Below are 14,956 nucleotides of genomic sequence, written 5' to 3'. Positions count from 1 at the left end.
GAGACGGGGCCGGGTCGCCAGACCCGGCCCCGCCCCATTCCGGGCGTTCCTATGCGCGGTGCTCTGCGATGTCCACCATGATGGTCGGCAGGGCCGGGTCGCCTTCGGAGAGGCGCCAGGCCGGGTACGGTAGGGCCGCGCGGGAGTTGCGGTGTTGCTCGGCGGCGTGGGCTAGGGAGTTGCGTGCGACGTACTGCTCGTCGACAACCCCGCCCTCGACCAGCTTGACCTGCAGCGGCCGGGCCTCGTGCTCGGCCAGATATGCCAGGCCCTCCTCCCACGAGTCGGCGGCCACCACGATCTCTTCGAGCGCGCGGCCCGTCTCATCGTGGGTGCGGCCGGCCACCTTGAGCCCGCCCACCGACGTCTTCGAGTCGGACTTCTTGGCCACGCCCTGCATGGTGCCGTCCGCGCGCTCGCGGGCCACGAGCTTGTAGACGAGCTGGGCTGTGGGGTGGCCGGAGCCGGTCACGAGCCGCGTGCCCACGCCGTACGAATCAACCGGCGCGGCACCGAGCGCCGCGATGGCGTACTCGTCCAGGTCGGAGGTGACAGTGATCTTCGTCGTCGTCGCCCCCAGATCGTCGAGCTGCTTGCGTACCTTGAACGCTTGCGCCACGAGGTCGCCCGAGTCGATGCGGACCGCGCCGAGCTCGCCGCCCGCCTCGCGTGCCACGCGCACGGCCAGCTCCACGCCCTTCTCGACGTTGTACGTGTCCACCAGCAGCGTGGTGCCAGTGCCCATGGTGGCGATCTGGGAGCGGAAGGCTTCCTCTTCCGAGTCGTGCAGGAGGGTGAAGGAATGGGCGGCGGTGCCGATCGGGCGGATCCCGTACAGGCGGCCTGCCTCCAGGTCGGACGTGCCGGTGAACCCGCCGATCACCGCGGCGCGCGCGGCCGCCACCGCGGACCATTCGTGGGTGCGCCGGGCGCCCATGTCGAGGCAGGGGCGGTCGTGTGCCGCGATCGTCATGCGCGAAGCGGCGGTGGCCACAGCCGAGTCGTAGTTGAGGATGGACAGCAGCACGGTTTCCAGCAGCACCGTCTCAGCGAACGTGCCCACTACGGTCATGATGGGCGAGCCGGGGAAGTACAGCTCGCCTTCGCGGTAGCCGTAGATGTCGCCGGAGAAGGTGAAGTCGGTGAGGAACGCGAGCGTCTCTTCGGACACGACGTTGGCCTGGCGCAGGTAGTCAATCTCTTCGGGCCCGAAGCGGAAGTTCTTCACGGCCTCGAGTGCGCGCCCGACGCCGGCGACCACACCGTAGCGCCGGTGGCCCGGCAGGCGGCGGCCGAAGACTTCGAAGACCGAGCGGCGGTTCGCGGTGCCGGACTGCATCGCCGACTCAATCATCGTCAGTTCGTACATATCAGTGAGCAGGGCAGTGCTCGTCTTATTCGTCATGCTTTCAAGGTTACCCTCTTGGCAAAGAGATTCCGCATCGTTTCACTGCTTGTTTGCGCACCGAATCTGGGGCGGTGGTCTACTATGGAAAATGTGGTAAGCGGGAGTCAGAGAATCGAAAAACCGATGTCGAGCCCACGCGCGAGCCTGGAGCAGTCGGCGTCGTGCTGGCGCACCGTTGTGCATAATGACCCGGTGAATCTCATGACGTATGTGCAGTGGGTGTTCGAAAGCTACTTCTCGATGGGCCCCTCGGTGGCGTATGCGAAGATGATGGAAGTGCACAATGCCGGCCGCGCGATTGTCTCTACGGGCCAGCGCGAGCAGATGGAGCGCGACGCCCAGGAGATGCACACGTACGGCTTACGCGCCACGATTGAGGAGGCCGAATGCTGACGGCCTTCCGCATTGCCCGCGGCGGGTATTTGGCTCACATTGACGACGACGAGCGCCGCGTCCTTGCCGGCCTCGTCAAGGACGCGGTCTATTTGCTCGGCTCGGACGTGGAGCATGAGGCGGAGCGTAGGTCCCAGACGGTGGACCCGGACGATCCGCTCGCGGAACTGGAGGCCGACGTCGTGGACATCGCGGACGCGATCGCGGCGGAAGGTGAGCCGAGGGCGCGGGCCCCGTATGACGTCGTCGTCGAACATCTCCTGCCTGACATGAGCGAGGACCCGGACGAGGCGAAAAAGCTGCGGGAGCTGACGGAAACGTCGGTGGCGTCGCAGAAGATTGAGAACCTTGTGACCGTCTACCTGGGTCTGGAGTCGGCGCGCGGGAGCGGGGACGTGCTCGTGGCCAACGAGGACGCGCCGGCGTGGATGAGCGCGCTGAACGATGTGCGGCTCGTACTCGCGGCAAGGCTCGGCATTGACGATGACGCCGCCTCCCGGGCTGTCGAGGAGCGCGTGCGGCCCTTTCACAGCGGCGATACCGACGCCGAACCCAGCACGGACGATGTGCTCGCGATCGTGTATTCCATGAGCACCTGGTGGCAGGATTCACTGGTGACGGCGGTGAGGAATAAAGCCCTGCGAAGGTAATATTCACGATATGAACGATTCACCCATTGGCGTGTTCGATTCTGGTGTGGGCGGGCTAACGGTGGCCCGTGCGATCATGGACCAGCTGCCTGGTGAATCCATTACCTACATCGGCGACACCGCCAACAATCCGTACGGCCCGCGCCCGATCGCGCAGGTGCGGCGGCTCGCGCTGGGGATCATGGACGAGCTCGTGGATTCGGGCGTGAAGATGTTGGTGATTGCGTGTAATTCGGCGTCCGCGGCTGTGCTTCACGACGCGCGGGAGCGCTACACGGCCTCCAAGGGGATTCCGGTGGTGGAGGTGATCCATCCGGCGGTGCGCGCGGCGGCGCGCGTGACCATCAATAACCGGATCGGCATTATTGGTACGCGGGCCACGATTAAGTCGCGCGCGTATGAGGACGCGTTCGCGGCGGTGCCGAGCATTACGCTCACGTCGCGGGCGGCGCCGCGGTTCGTGGAGTTCGTGGAGAACGGGATCACCACTGGGCCGGAGCTGCTCGAGGTGGCCGAGGAGTACCTGGCGCCGATCAAGGACGCGGGGGTGGATACCCTCATACTCGGTTGCACGCACTACCCGATCCTGGCGGGCGTGATTTCTTACGTGATGGGTAACGACGTGGCGCTGGTGTCGTCAGCGCAGGAGACCGCGCGCGACGTGTACCGGGAGCTCACGGCACGCGACTTGCTCCGTGACCCGCAGGCCCCGGCCCCCACTCATACTTTCCAATCCACGGGCGACGCCCACGAATTCCAAACCCTTGCCCGCCGGTTCCTCGGGCCGGAGGTTGCAAGCGTCCACCAGCTGAAAGGAAAAGCATCGTGAAACTGACCATTATCGGGTGTTCGGGCTCGATGTCGGGTAAGGATTCGCCGGCGTCGGCCTACCTGCTCCAGGCCACCGGGGTGGATGAGACGGGCCAGGAGCGCGTGTGGTCGATCGTGCTCGACTTCGGCCCGGGCGCGATGGGGCACCTGCTGCGCTACGCGGACCCGGCGCGGCTGGACGGCATGTTCCTGTCCCACCTGCACGCCGACCACTGCGCCGACATCGTGGGCATGCAGGTCTACCGGCGCTGGTACCCCGAGGGCGCGCTCGGCCCGATCCCCGTGTTTTCTCCTGGCGACGGCGCCGCCCGCACTCGCGGAATTGCCGACGACCCGCTCGAGGAGACCTACGCCGGTGAATTCGAATTCCAGCAGATCAAGCCGGGCGACTCGGTCAAGGTGGGCCCGATGGAGGTGAAGTTTTTCGCGGGGTGGCACTCGGTGCCGGCCGTGGCCATGCGGATCACCGGGCCATCCGAGGCCGATCCCGACCGGCGCGTGACCATGACGTACACGGGCGACACGGATTACGTTTCCACCGTTATCGACGCCGCCCGCGGGGTGGACCTGCTCCTGTCCGAGGCGGCCTTCGAAGAGGGACGCGACCTCGTGGAGGGCATCCACATGACCGGCCGGCGCGCCGGCGTGGTTGCCAGCGAGGCCGGGGTGGGACGGCTGCTGCTCACCCACCTGCAACCGTGGACGAATCCCGTGCGTACCGTCAAGGACGCCCGCGCTGTTTACGACGGCGATGTTGAGACCGTGCAGGCCGGGGGAGTGTACGAGATCTAGGCGCCCGGGTTGGCCGGGGCGTTGGCCCGCAGGGCGGGTGTGAGCTGGGCGCGAGCCGGGCGGTGGTGTCGTGAGCTTGGATGCAAAGTGCGTGGGCGGCGTCGGGACGCGGAAAAGAATTGTCGGAGGCGGGGGGTAGGCTGAAGGCATGAGTGAAATGAGTAGAAAAGATGGGCGCGCCACCGATCAGCTGCGCCCGGTTCGTATTACGCGCAACTACCTTGAGCAGGGCGAAGGCTCGGTGTTCGTGGAGTTTGGGCGCACGAAGGTGCTGTGTGTGGCGTCGCTGACTGAGGGCGTGCCGCGCTGGCGCAAGGATTCGGGGCTCGGGTGGGTCACGGGTGAGTACGCCATGCTTCCGCGCGCTACGGACACGCGATCGCAGCGTGAGTCGGTCAAGGGTAAGGTGGGCGGCCGCACGCAGGAGATCTCGCGGCTGATTGGCCGCTCGCTGCGCGCGGTGGTGGACTTTGCGGCGCTGGGGGAGAACACGATCGTACTCGATTGTGATGTGCTGCAGGCTGACGGCGGCACGCGCACGGCCTCGATCACGGGTGCCTATGTGGCGCTGGCGGACGCGGTGGCGTTCGGCATTGACAAGGGCTGGATCAAGCCGCGGCGCGGAACGCCGGTGTTGCGCGATTCGATCTCGGCGATCTCGGTGGGTGTGATCGATTCGGTCCCGTGCCTCGATCTGCCCTATGAGGAGGACGTGCGGGCTGAGACGGACATGAACGTGGTCATGACTGGCTCGGGCACGTTCGTGGAGGTGCAGGGCACGGCGGAGGAAGCCCCGTTCTCGCGCGCGGAGCTGGATGCGCTGCTTGACCTGGCGGCGAAGGGCAATGCGGAATTGGCGCAGCTGCAGAAGCTGGCGCTGGAGTCGGAGGGCCCTGTGGCTTTGGGAGGGTTCGCATGATCCTCGCCACCCGCAACGCTCACAAGGTCACCGAGGTGCGGGCGATCCTGGCCCCGCTCCTGCCCGGAGGCTTCGTGCTTGAGGCCGTGCCGGGGGATCTGCCCGAGCCGGTGGAGGACGGGGCCACCTTTGCTGAGAATGCGATCATCAAAGCCACCCAGGTGGCGCGCGAGCTCGGCGTGCCGGCAATTGCTGACGATTCGGGGTTGTGCGTGGACATCATGGGCGGGGCCCCCGGCGTCTTCTCCGCCCGCTGGTCCGGGCGGCATGGGGATGACGCGGCGAACCTCGATCTTCTGCTGGCCCAGCTGGCCGACGTGAAGCCCGAACAGCGTAGGGCAAGGTTCGTGTGCGCGGCGGCGCTGGCGTTGCCGGACGGGAGCGTTGTGGTCGAGGAGGGGCAGATGCGCGGCACCCTTCGCTACGAGCGGGCGGGCACGGGCGGCTTCGGTTATGACCCGGTGTTTGAAGCCGAGGGCTACGGGGTCACGAACGCGGAGCTCAGCCCGGAAGACAAGAACGCGATCTCGCACCGGGCGCGGGCGTTCGCTGCGCTCGCCCCGCACATCGCAAAGATCCTGTAGCCGGGCGTCAGTGCCCGAGTAGGGCGAGCGCCTGGCGCACCACGTGCAGGTGCTTGGGCAGGATCTCGGCCTGGAGCTCGGGGGTGTGGAGCTCGCCGGGGGTGAACCAGTTGACCTCGAGGGAATCGGAGGAGACGTTGCAGTCGCCGAGTATGGGGATGATGTAACACAGGGACACGGCGTGCTGGCGGGGGTCGTGCCAGCCCTCGCCCGGCGTCGGGAAGTATTCGGCCACGGTGAACGGCACCAGGGAGGCCGGGATCTGGGGCAGGATCATCTCGCCCAGGTCCTTCTCCAGGTGGCGGCGCAGGGCCTCGCGGATCTTCTCGTGGTAGAGCACCCGGCCTGAGACCAGCGATCGGGTCAGGCCCTCATCGGTGACGGTGAGGAGGAGGCCCATGGAGGCGAGCGAGCCGTCGTCGTGAAGGCGGACCGGCACGGCGTCGACATAGAGGATCGGCACCTTACGGCGCACGTACGTGAGGTCCTCGGGGGACAGCCACGGGCCCATGTCAGAAGATGCAACGTCACTCATACTTCGATTGTGCCAGCATCGGAGGCCCAGTTCGGGTGATAATCGGACAATTTGCCACCGGTGAACGTGTGGGGCGCCGGTGGAGGGTGCGCGTGTGGCAGAGTGGGGGCGTGGAGAAAATAGAGAGGCCCTTGATGGGCGTGGCGCTCGTGTTCTGCGCGATCATGCTGGTGATCGGCTGGGTGAGCGTGGGCATGGCGGGCTGGACGTCAGGGTTCATCGTGACAGCGGTGCTCGGCACGGTGGCGGTGGGCGCCGGCCTGTGGGGCTGGCGCGAAGACTCGGCCTACTGGGTGGGCACGGGCGCGCTCGGAGCGGGTCTGCTGTTTCCCACGGTCGCGGGGATCGTGCCGATGATCCTCGGCTTCATCATCTTCATTTTGCTCATCAGCCTGCGGCTCTTTTTGAACGCTTAGGAAAGAAGGAAATATGTCTGACGTACGCCTCACGGTTGGCCAACAGGCCCCCGACTTCACCCTTGACACGGTGGACGGACCCGTCACCCTGTCGCAAGAGATCGAGCGCGCCGAGCAGGGCGTGATCGTCTACTTCTACCCCCGGGCCATGACCCCCGGCTGCACCACCGAGGCCTGCGACTTCCGCGACTCGGAGAACTCGCTCAAGTCCGCCGGTTACACCGTGATCGGCATCTCGCCCGACTCCGTGGACTCGATCCGCAAGTTCGTGGACAAGGAGTCGCTCAACTTCCCGCTCGCCTCTGACCCGGACAAGGCCGTGATGAAGGAGTGGGGCGCGTACGGGAAGAAGATGAACTACGGCAAGGAAGTGGAGGGCGTCATCCGCTCCACGGTAGTGGTGGGCAAGGACGGCAAGGTCGTGCTCCCGCTGTACAACGTCAAGGCCACTGGGCACGTGGCGCGCGTGCGCCGGGAGCTGGGCGTCGACGCGTAGGGCCGAGCCCCGGGGCGGCTAGTTGAGGGCCTCCGGGCAGGGTGTGGGTGAGCGTGCCCCATCCTGCCCCGGAGGCCTTCATGGTTCTCGCCCATGTTGCCTGGGTGTTTGGGCGGCGCGCTTTTGGGAATGGGTGGCGCCGACGATACACTTTCAGTGAGCGCGAGTGGCGGAATTGGCAGACGCGCTGGATTTAGGTTCCAGTGCCCTCGGGCGTGCGGGTTCAAGTCCCGCCTCGCGCACCACCCATTGAAAAATCCTGGACGTTTTTGGCGCGATCTCCTCATATAAGAAGATCGCCGCGGAATCGTCCAAGAAAGTCTCATTGCACCCGGCCGCGCGCCCGGCCGGCCGCAGCTGGCCTACGCCTCCCCGTAGAGCTCTCGCAGCTCGCGCGCATAGCGCCGCGCCACGGCTTCACGCTTGACCTTGAGCGAGGGGGTGAGCATCCCGTTGTCCACGGTCAAATCGGGGTAGATGACCGCGAACTTACGGATGGACTCGGCGCGGGAGACCGCCTTGTTCGTCTTGGTGATCGCCCGCTCGAGCGAGGCGAGCACGTCGGGGTGCTGGGCGGCCTGCGTGACGTCCATCGTCGGCAGATCATGGGCGGCGAGCCATCCGGGCAGCATCTCGGCGTCCAACGTGATGAGCGCGCCGACGAACGGCTTTTGGTCACCCACCACCACGATCTGGGAGATGAGCGGGTGGGAGCGCAACGGGTCTTCGAGCGCAGCGGGGGAGACGTTCTTGCCGCCGGCGGTGACGATGATTTCCTTCTTGCGCCCGGTGATCGTGAGGTAGCCGCGCCGGTCGAGGGCGCCGAGGTCGCCTGTGTGGAACCAGTCGTCGTCGTCAAGGACCTCGGCGGTAGCGTCGGGGTTGTTCTGGTACCCGCGGAAGACTTGGGGGCCGCGGACGAGGATTTCGCCGTCGTCGTTGAGCTTGATTTCGGTGGCGGGCATGGGCGTGCCCACGGTACCCATCTTGATGGAGCCGATCGTGTTGACGGTGGCGGGGCCGGTGCATTCGGTAAGCCCCCAGGCCTCGACCACGGTCAGCCCGATGCCGCGGAAGAAGTGGCCGGTGCGCTTGCCGAGCGGGGCGCCGGCGGAGACGGCGTAGTGGCAGTTCTCGCCGATGATGTTCGTGATCTTGGAAAAGACGAGCTTGTTCGCGATCGCGTGCTTGAGCGAGCGGAGGGGCCCGCGCCCGCGTTCGGAGTAGGCGACGGCGACATTGGCGGCCCAGCGGAAGATCTTGCGCTTGAGGCCGGAGCCGGCCTTGGCCTCGGCAGCGTTGTAGATCTTCTCCAGCACGCGCGGCACCACGAGGAGGGCGGAGGGCTTGAAGGTCTTGATGTCGGACAGAAGGTTTTTGATCGAGGGGGTGTGTCCGACGACGCCGCACCCTCCGATTGCGAAGAAGAACACGGCGCGGGCCATGACGTGGGCGAGGGGGAGGAAGAGGAGGACGCGGGTGTCGGGGGAGTCGATAATGGTGTGCATGTGCGGCAGGGTGTTGAGGGTGAGGTCAACGAAGTTGCCGTGCGTGAGCTCCACGCCTTTGGGGCGGCCGGTGGTGCCGGAGGTGTAGATGACGGTGGCGAGGGTGTCGAGGGTGAGGCGGGCGCGCCGCGCGTCGATCTCGGCCTGGTCGACTTTCTCGCCTTGGGAGTAGAGCTCGACCAGGGCGTCTTGGTCGAAGGCGAGCACGCGGCCGAGGAGGGGCGTGCGCTGGGATTCGACCAGGAGCTGCTGGGCGTGCGTGTCGGTGATGGCGAAGCGGATGGCGGAGTTTTCGAGGATCCAGCGCACCTGTTCGGCGGAGTCGGATTCGTAGATCGGCACCACGACGAGCCCGGCGCTGAGAGCGGCCATGTCGATGAGGCTCCACTCGTAGGAGGTGGCGGCGAAGATGGCGATCGCGTCGCCCTCGCTGAGCCCTTCGGCGACGAGGCCGCGGGCGACGGCGTCGACGTCGGCGAGGTAGTCGGTGGTGGTCATCGGCGTCCATACGCCAAGCGTGCTTTGGCGTTCGATGCAGACCTGGTCGGGGTGGGATTCCTGGCGGCGTGTCAGGAGCCACGGGATGTTCATCCAGGGCTCGGGCTTGGTGTAGCGCTTTTCGGAAACGACGCCGTTCCTGTGCTTTTTGACCATGGTTCCCCTTCGATCGACCGATAAGGCTACGTTACCGTAGCTTGGGGGGTGAGGTGAAAGGGCTGGCATGCGGTGCCTCACATTGGATCGGGGCTCTTTGGCAAAGCTCCCGTGGTGGGGAGGGGTGCGGCGGTAGGATGAGATCATGAAGATTGCGCGACTTTCCCTGGATCAAGGCCCCCGCTTCGCTGTCGTTGACGAGACCACGGGCAACTACCACGTGCTTGCGGATGACCCGCTCTACGCCGAGGTCAAGCCCACCGGGCAGATCGTTTCCGCCAACGAAGCGAACCTCGTTGCGCCCATGCTCCCGCGTTCGAAGGTGATCGGCTTTGGTGACAACTACAACCGGCCCGATTATCGCCCGGACCCGGCGACCGTGCCCACCACATTCTTGAAGCCGAACACGGCCGTCGTCGGGCCGAATGTGCCGATTGTGGCGCCGGAGTGGTCGGGGAACATCATTCATGAGGCTGAGCTCGCGGTCGTCATCTCTCGCCTGTGCAAGGACGTGCCGGTGGAGCGCGCGAACGAGGTGATTTTCGGCTACACGGTGGGTAACGACGTCGCGGACGGGCTTACGCAGAAGTCGGACTTGCAGTGGGCGCGGGCGAAGGGCTTTGATACCTCGTGCCCGATCGGGCCGGTGGTAGTGACCGACCTCGATATTTCGAACCTGGAGATCACGCTGGCTGTGGATGGCGAGGTGAAGGGCAGGGGCACGACGGCCGACCTGACCCGTTCCGTGCCTGAGCTGGTGGCGCTCGCCTCGTCGATGTTCACGCTCCTGCCGGGCGACATCCTTTTGACGGGCGCTGCGTTCCCGTCGATCCCGGCGGGCCCGGGCATGGAGGTTGTGTGTTCGGTGGAGGGGATTGGCGATCTGCGCAATCCTGTAACCGGATAAAACGGACAAGAATAGAGTATTTGCGCTGGTCAGAGCAAGGGCCTTGCTTGTGCTCGGGGATGACTTGGGCGCCCGCCAGGGCGCCGATAACGTGGGCCGGCGGCCCTGGTTCCTGCTTGGAATGGGCTGTACCCGGCACAAGTTGTGAACCTGAGGGCGCCCTCTATCTGCAACACCGATAAGCGGCTCTTGGCATTGCCTATTGCGGATTAGCGTTGCATTTCTACAGGGGAGAGCGCGGCCTCGATCTGGTCGATCGCCCGGCGCAGGATCGGCCGTGGAGTGGCGATGATCGCGCGGGCGAAGTGCTCATACCCGGCGCCACACGAGCTCCCGGGCGTGAGGGCCACGCCGGCGTGCTCGCCCAGCCATGTGGCAACCGGTTCGCCGACCCGCCCCTCTCGGACGGCCTCGCTGAAGTCGAGCCAGGCGATGTACGTGCCCTCCATGTGCTCCATGGTGACGCCGGGCCAGCGCTCGACTGCGTCGGCGAGCAGGTCGCGGTTGCCGCGGATGTAGTCGACGACGTCGGCCAACCACTCCCGCCCGTCCGTGTAGGCGGCCACGGCTGCGGCCGAGCCAATCGTGGACGTCATGTTCGCCGCCCACCCCAATGCCGGCTGCAACCTCTCCGCGAGCTCCGGGTTCGTCACCACCAGCTGCGCGCACTTCAGCCCCGGGATGTTCCACCCCTTGGAAGCGGCGATGGCCATGACGGTGTGGGAAGCGGCGGCGTCAGAAACTGAGGCGTAGGGGACGTACTGGCCGTCGAGGACGAAGGGGGCGTGGATGTCGTCGGAGAGGACGATCGCGCCCGGGAACTCGGCAACGACGCCGGCCAGTGCCTCTAGCTCCGCGCGCGAGTACACACGCCCGGTCGGATTAGACGGGTTGACGAGGATGAGCACGCGCGCCCCGGCCTCAAACCCGGCGCGTATCCCCGCAAGGTTCAGCTCAAGCCGGCCCTCCACCCACTGGCAAGGTACCTCGATGAGCGGCCGCCCCATCGCCGGGATGAGCTGCACGAAGCTCATGTACGCAGGCGTGGGCAGGATGACGGGGGAGCCGGGAGAGGACAACGCGTCGATGACGAAGCGAGCCGAGGAGACGACGTCGGGAACGGCGTGGACGGCGTCGGGCGAGGGAGAGAAACCGGAGATCGAGGAAATCCAGGCGGAGGTGGCCTCGGCGAGAGCGCGAGAGTCGGCGGCAGAACGGTAGCCGATGCCGGGAAGGCTCGAGAAGCGGGCGAGGACGTCGCGGACGGCGGGAGCTACGCCGAAGTCCATCTCGGCCACGAACATCCCAATGCGGTCGGGGAAGGCGGTCCACTTGAGGGAGCCAGCGGCGCGGAGGCGGTCGATCGTGGTGTTGTCGAAATTCATGTTTCCAATCTATACGGAGTAGCCTAGTAACACTATGAGCACTGAAATTTCGAACGTTCGCGTCCGCTTCTGTCCCTCGCCCACCGGCATGCCCCACGTGGGCATGGTGCGCACCTGCCTGTTCAACTGGGCATACGCTCGCCACACGGGCGGCACCTTCGTGTTCCGTATCGAGGACACGGACGCCCAGCGTGACTCGCAGGAGTCCTTCGACCAGATCATCGACTCCCTGACCTGGCTCGGCCTGGATTGGGACGAGGGCGTGGGCATTGGCGGACCGCACGCCCCTTACCGCCAGAGCGAGCGTATGGACATCTACAAGGATGTGGCGGCCAAGCTGCTCGAGGCGGGTTACGCCTACGAATCTTTCTCGACGCCGCAGGAAATCGAGGAACGCCACCGGGCGGCGGGGCGCGACCCGAAGCTGGGCTATGACGGCTTCGATCGCGACCTGACCGAGGAGCAGAAGGCGGCTTTCCGGGCTGAAGGCCGTGCGCCGGTGCTACGCATCCGCATGCCGGATGAGGACGTGACGTTCAAGGACCTGGTGCGCGGGGAGATCACGTTCAAGGCCGGCTCGGTGCCCGACTATGTGATTATGCGTGGCAACGGCCAGCCGCTCTACACCCTGACCAACCCGGTGGATGACGCGCTCATGGAAATCACTCACGTGCTCCGCGGCGAGGACCTGCTCTCCTCCACCCCGCGTCAGATCGTGCTCTACGACGCGCTCAAGGCCATCGACGTGGCCAAGCAGACCCCGCTGTTTGGCCACCTGCCCTACGTCATGGGCGAGGGCAACAAGAAGCTCTCCAAGCGTGACCCGGAGGCCAACCTTCTCCTGCACCGCGACCGCGGCATGCTCCCCGAGGGCCTGCTCAACTACCTGGGCCTGCTCGGCTGGTCGATCGCCGCGGACCGCGACCTGTTCAGTCGCGAGGAGATGGCCGAGGCCTTCGACGTGGCCGATGTCAACCCCAACCCCGCCCGCTTCGATGACAAGAAGTGCGTGGCGATCAACGCCGAGCACATCCGCATGCTCGACGTGGAGGATCTGCGCGGGCGTCTCGTGCCGTTCTTGAAGTGCGACGGCGTGATTGAGGCTGAGTCGTACGAGGCCGCGGATGAGGAGGCGCGTCGCCTTCTCGACGCTGCCACCCCGCTCGTCCAGACCCGCATCCAGCTCCTCGGCGAGGCGCCCGCACTCATGGGCTTCCTCTTCAAGGGCGCCGACGAGATCGAGTACAACGAGAAGGCCGTGGCCAAGCTGCGCGACTCCGCGCCGGACGCTCTCGACGCCGCCCTCGCGGCCTTCGAGCAGATCGCACCCGAGTCCTGGGACGCGGAGACGATCAAGGCCGCCGTGGACGAGTACGTGGTGGGCGGACTGGAGCTCAAGCCGCGCTTGGCCTTCCAGCCGCTCTTCGTGGCCGTGACCGGCACGAACGTCTCCCTGCCTGTGGTCGACTCCATGGCGATCCTCGGCAAGGACGAAACGCTCATGCGCCTGCGCCGCTTCCGGGCCACGCTATAGGGGCGGGGCGCGGGGCTGGCCCGCAGTGCTGGCGGCGGCTGGCGACTTTTAAAAACATCTGGACGATTCCGGGGCGGTCTTTTCATATACGAAGATCGCCCCGGAATCGTCCAATTAATTCACATGGCGACGCGAGCGTTTAGCGGCCAGGGTCGCGCAGGTAGAGCGTGGAGCCCGGCGTCCAGCCCGTGATCATGCCCGTTCGTGTGCTGCTCGTGCTTTGTGCGTCGGACGGGGTGCGGATGGGGAGTGGCGCGTAGGTGATCTCGAGCGCGGCGGGTACGCTCAGCCGCACCCCGTCGTAGTCCTGGGCGATGGCCTCCCAGTCTAGGACATGGGTGATGGGCGCGTCGATGCCCGCCCACTCGTCGTACAGCTGCGGGTTGCCCGCGAGTGCGATGGGGTAGCGCGAGATGAGCGCGGCGGCGTCGTCGGCGCTGGTGATCTCGACGACGCGCAGGTCGTCCCGGATGAGGGTGAGCCGGTGGTCGACGGCGAAGTCGCCGGCGTCGTCGCCGTAAACCTCGCACGTCGAGACGATGGGGACGTCGCCTGGCTCGAAGGCGGTGGGGTCGACGGGGTCGAAGGCGAGCCAGACGTCGCGCGGGCACTGGGAGGTGATCCACCACTGATAGTCCTCGAGGAGGGGCTCGCCGGCGCGGGCTGTGCGGCGCGCCTCGCTGCGCCGGTGCTGGACGTAGGAGAGCGGGCGGGCCTGCCAGTCCACGCGCCCGAGCATGCGGGCAACGAACGCGTCCATGGCCGAGCGCTGGTCGGGGCTGGCGAGGGAGTCAACGCAGATGCTCTGGAACTCGCCGAACGCGTAGGAGACAGTGGCGTCACTGATTGCGCGCTGAATAAGGGCGGGGGTGATCACTCCCGCGGCGTCGGCGGCCGTCAGCCAGGCGAGCACGGCGTCATGAAAGGCGCGGATGAAGGTAGTGACCTCTGGCAGTGGGGAGGATGCGGTCGGGACCGGCAGGTGGCCGGTGAGGGCGGCGCCGGCGTCGGCGGCGGGAATGGTGACGAAGGCAAACGACGAAGAGTTGGCGGTGGGGATCGCCTCGACGAATGGGATGTCCGGCAGGCCGCTGGCCCAGGCAGGCCGACCGTCCGTGGAGTCGGGGGAGAAGCGCACGGCGTCGACGAGACGGCGGGCCGCGGCGCGGCCGAGGTGGCCGGGGTAGACCCGGACGCGCGAGGGGTCCCAGGGGAGCGTGGGCGGCCGGTGGCGGAGTCTCACGAGGGCCTCCTTCCGCGGCAAAAATACTGAGATCAGTGTAGCTCACAACCGGCGTGATTCCCTTCACGCCCAAAGATTTGCGTGAAGGCGCAGGCCTGCGTAGTATATCTATTCGTTGCACTCCTTGGGAGTGACACCATGGGGTATGGTGTAATTGGCAGCACGAGTGATTCTGGTTCATTTAGTCTAGGTTCGAGTCCTGGTACCCCAGCGAAACAGCAAGATCACTTGTTGCTTCACCCGCAAGGGTTAGGCCCCGTTCGTCTAGCGGCCTAGGACGTCGCCCTCTCACGGCGGTAACACCGGTTCAAATCCGGTACGGGGTACAGATTGGCTCCGAGCTTCGGCTCGGAGCCTTTTTCGTTGCTGTCGAGTGCCCGAGTTGCCGACTTGCCGAGTTGCCGCGCTCTCGAGCGCCGGTGTTCCCGAGCTCCCGCGCTTGCGCAGATGTAACACTAAGCCGCAATATGCAACGCCAATAGGCGGCTTTTTGCCGTTGCGTATGGAAATTAAGGTTGCATATGCGCGGGGCAGGGGGCAGCGGCTGGCGTGGGGACCTTTGGGCGGAAGGGAGGAGGGGCTGTGCGTGCTCGTATGTGACAGAGGTCGCGCTGAGCTGGTTTTTCTCTTCCGTACCCTTTGTGTAAAGTGAAACCCGACGATCTTCGTCAAGGCCCCGTTCGTCTAGCGGCCTAGGACGT

The 14,956-nt window shown here is 66.1% G+C and carries 15 protein-coding genes and 4 tRNA genes (1 of these 19 only partly in view); 14 read left to right on the top strand and 5 right to left on the bottom strand.

Going from position 1 to position 14,956, the window contains the following annotated elements:
- Positions 1 to 49: 49 nt before the first annotated feature.
- Positions 50 to 1,405 carry a nicotinate phosphoribosyltransferase gene (locus tag HMPREF3167_RS09105; RefSeq protein ID WP_062614239.1) on the bottom strand — a complete coding sequence of 452 codons (1,356 nt, stop codon included), beginning with the start codon at positions 1,403 to 1,405 and terminating at the stop codon, positions 50 to 52.
- A gap of 126 nt (positions 1,406 to 1,531) precedes the next feature.
- Between HMPREF3167_RS09105 and clpS the strand changes: the two genes are divergently transcribed.
- The 6 genes from clpS (at position 1,532) to rdgB (ending at position 5,577) form a co-directional block, all read left to right on the top strand.
- A complete protein-coding gene (gene clpS / locus HMPREF3167_RS09100) occupies positions 1,532 to 1,801 on the top strand; it encodes an ATP-dependent Clp protease adapter ClpS (protein WP_068539412.1) in 270 nt (89 codons plus the stop codon).
- Positions 1,795 to 2,451 carry a DUF2017 family protein gene (locus HMPREF3167_RS09095; protein ID WP_068539410.1) on the top strand — a complete coding sequence of 219 codons (657 nt, stop codon included), beginning with the start codon at positions 1,795 to 1,797 and terminating at the stop codon, positions 2,449 to 2,451. Before clpS ends, HMPREF3167_RS09095 begins: the two co-directional genes overlap by 7 nt.
- Before the next feature lie 10 nt (positions 2,452 to 2,461).
- A complete protein-coding gene (murI, locus tag HMPREF3167_RS09090) occupies positions 2,462 to 3,280 on the top strand; it encodes a glutamate racemase (protein WP_083200666.1) in 819 nt (272 codons plus the stop codon).
- Positions 3,277 to 4,074 (top strand): MBL fold metallo-hydrolase, encoded by a 798-nt coding sequence (locus HMPREF3167_RS09085; RefSeq protein WP_062614236.1) that lies wholly within the window; start codon positions 3,277 to 3,279, stop codon positions 4,072 to 4,074. Before murI ends, HMPREF3167_RS09085 begins: the two co-directional genes overlap by 4 nt.
- A gap of 148 nt (positions 4,075 to 4,222) precedes the next feature.
- Positions 4,223 to 4,993 (top strand): ribonuclease PH, encoded by a 771-nt coding sequence (gene rph, locus HMPREF3167_RS09080; RefSeq protein WP_062614235.1) that lies wholly within the window; start codon positions 4,223 to 4,225, stop codon positions 4,991 to 4,993.
- Positions 4,990 to 5,577 (top strand): RdgB/HAM1 family non-canonical purine NTP pyrophosphatase, encoded by a 588-nt coding sequence (gene rdgB, locus HMPREF3167_RS09075; RefSeq protein WP_062614234.1) that lies wholly within the window; start codon positions 4,990 to 4,992, stop codon positions 5,575 to 5,577. The genes rph and rdgB overlap by 4 nt, the downstream gene beginning before the upstream one ends.
- A 7-nt stretch (positions 5,578 to 5,584) precedes the next feature.
- Here the strand turns inward: rdgB and HMPREF3167_RS09070 are convergent, their stop codons facing one another.
- Positions 5,585 to 6,112 (bottom strand): DUF4916 domain-containing protein, encoded by a 528-nt coding sequence (locus HMPREF3167_RS09070; protein ID WP_070446535.1) that lies wholly within the window; start codon positions 6,110 to 6,112, stop codon positions 5,585 to 5,587.
- Between the two features lie 110 nt (positions 6,113 to 6,222).
- Between HMPREF3167_RS09070 and HMPREF3167_RS09065 the strand changes: the two genes are divergently transcribed.
- The 3 genes from HMPREF3167_RS09065 (at position 6,223) to HMPREF3167_RS09055 (ending at position 7,269) form a co-directional block, all read left to right on the top strand.
- Positions 6,223 to 6,528: a hypothetical protein gene (locus HMPREF3167_RS09065; protein WP_143602171.1), complete on the top strand. Its 306-nt coding sequence runs from the start codon at positions 6,223 to 6,225 to the stop codon at positions 6,526 to 6,528.
- Positions 6,529 to 6,541: 13 nt separating this feature from the next.
- Positions 6,542 to 7,024, top strand: coding sequence for a peroxiredoxin (locus tag HMPREF3167_RS09060; RefSeq protein WP_068539403.1), 483 nt, complete (start codon positions 6,542 to 6,544; stop codon positions 7,022 to 7,024).
- Between the two features lie 160 nt (positions 7,025 to 7,184).
- A tRNA-Leu gene (locus HMPREF3167_RS09055) sits at positions 7,185 to 7,269 on the top strand.
- A 117-nt stretch (positions 7,270 to 7,386) separates the two neighbouring features.
- Here the strand turns inward: HMPREF3167_RS09055 and HMPREF3167_RS09050 are convergent.
- Complete coding sequence (locus HMPREF3167_RS09050) at positions 7,387 to 9,186, bottom strand: AMP-dependent synthetase/ligase (protein WP_246825755.1); 1,800 nt, start codon at positions 9,184 to 9,186, stop codon at positions 7,387 to 7,389.
- 145 nt (positions 9,187 to 9,331) lie between these two features.
- Between HMPREF3167_RS09050 and HMPREF3167_RS09045 the strand changes: the two genes are divergently transcribed.
- Positions 9,332 to 10,093, top strand: a complete 762-nt coding sequence (locus HMPREF3167_RS09045) for a fumarylacetoacetate hydrolase family protein (protein WP_062614230.1) — start codon at positions 9,332 to 9,334, stop codon at positions 10,091 to 10,093.
- A gap of 209 nt (positions 10,094 to 10,302) precedes the next feature.
- On the opposite strand, the gene HMPREF3167_RS09040 is transcribed toward HMPREF3167_RS09045, so the two are convergent.
- The gene (locus HMPREF3167_RS09040; protein WP_070446533.1) at positions 10,303 to 11,478 is read right to left on the bottom strand and encodes a MalY/PatB family protein; all 1,176 of its coding nucleotides are present in this window, start codon (positions 11,476 to 11,478) and stop codon (positions 10,303 to 10,305) included.
- Positions 11,479 to 11,512: 34 nt separating this feature from the next.
- Here HMPREF3167_RS09040 and gltX point away from each other — a divergent pair, with 34 nt between their 5' ends.
- Complete coding sequence (gene gltX / locus HMPREF3167_RS09035) at positions 11,513 to 13,012, top strand: glutamate--tRNA ligase (RefSeq protein ID WP_070446531.1); 1,500 nt, start codon at positions 11,513 to 11,515, stop codon at positions 13,010 to 13,012.
- A 139-nt stretch (positions 13,013 to 13,151) separates the two neighbouring features.
- On the opposite strand, the gene HMPREF3167_RS09030 is transcribed toward gltX, so the two are convergent.
- Complete coding sequence (locus HMPREF3167_RS09030; RefSeq protein ID WP_070446528.1) at positions 13,152 to 14,255, bottom strand: hypothetical protein; 1,104 nt, start codon at positions 14,253 to 14,255, stop codon at positions 13,152 to 13,154.
- 139 nt (positions 14,256 to 14,394) lie between these two features.
- Here HMPREF3167_RS09030 and HMPREF3167_RS09025 point away from each other — a divergent pair.
- From HMPREF3167_RS09025 to HMPREF3167_RS09015, 3 genes are all read left to right on the top strand, one after another.
- Positions 14,395 to 14,466: transfer RNA gene (locus tag HMPREF3167_RS09025), tRNA-Gln, on the top strand.
- 42 nt (positions 14,467 to 14,508) lie between these two features.
- Positions 14,509 to 14,581, top strand: a tRNA-Glu gene (locus HMPREF3167_RS09020).
- Between the two features lie 347 nt (positions 14,582 to 14,928).
- A tRNA-OTHER gene (locus tag HMPREF3167_RS09015) sits at positions 14,929 to 14,956 on the top strand; it runs 46 nt beyond the window's last position.

This window comes from Trueperella sp. HMSC08B05, from assembly GCF_001808405.1.
GTDB lineage: Bacteria > Actinomycetota > Actinomycetes > Actinomycetales > Actinomycetaceae > Trueperella > Trueperella bernardiae.
The sequence above is the reverse complement of the archived record's forward strand: the minus strand, read 5'-3'. Positions and strand labels throughout refer to the sequence as shown.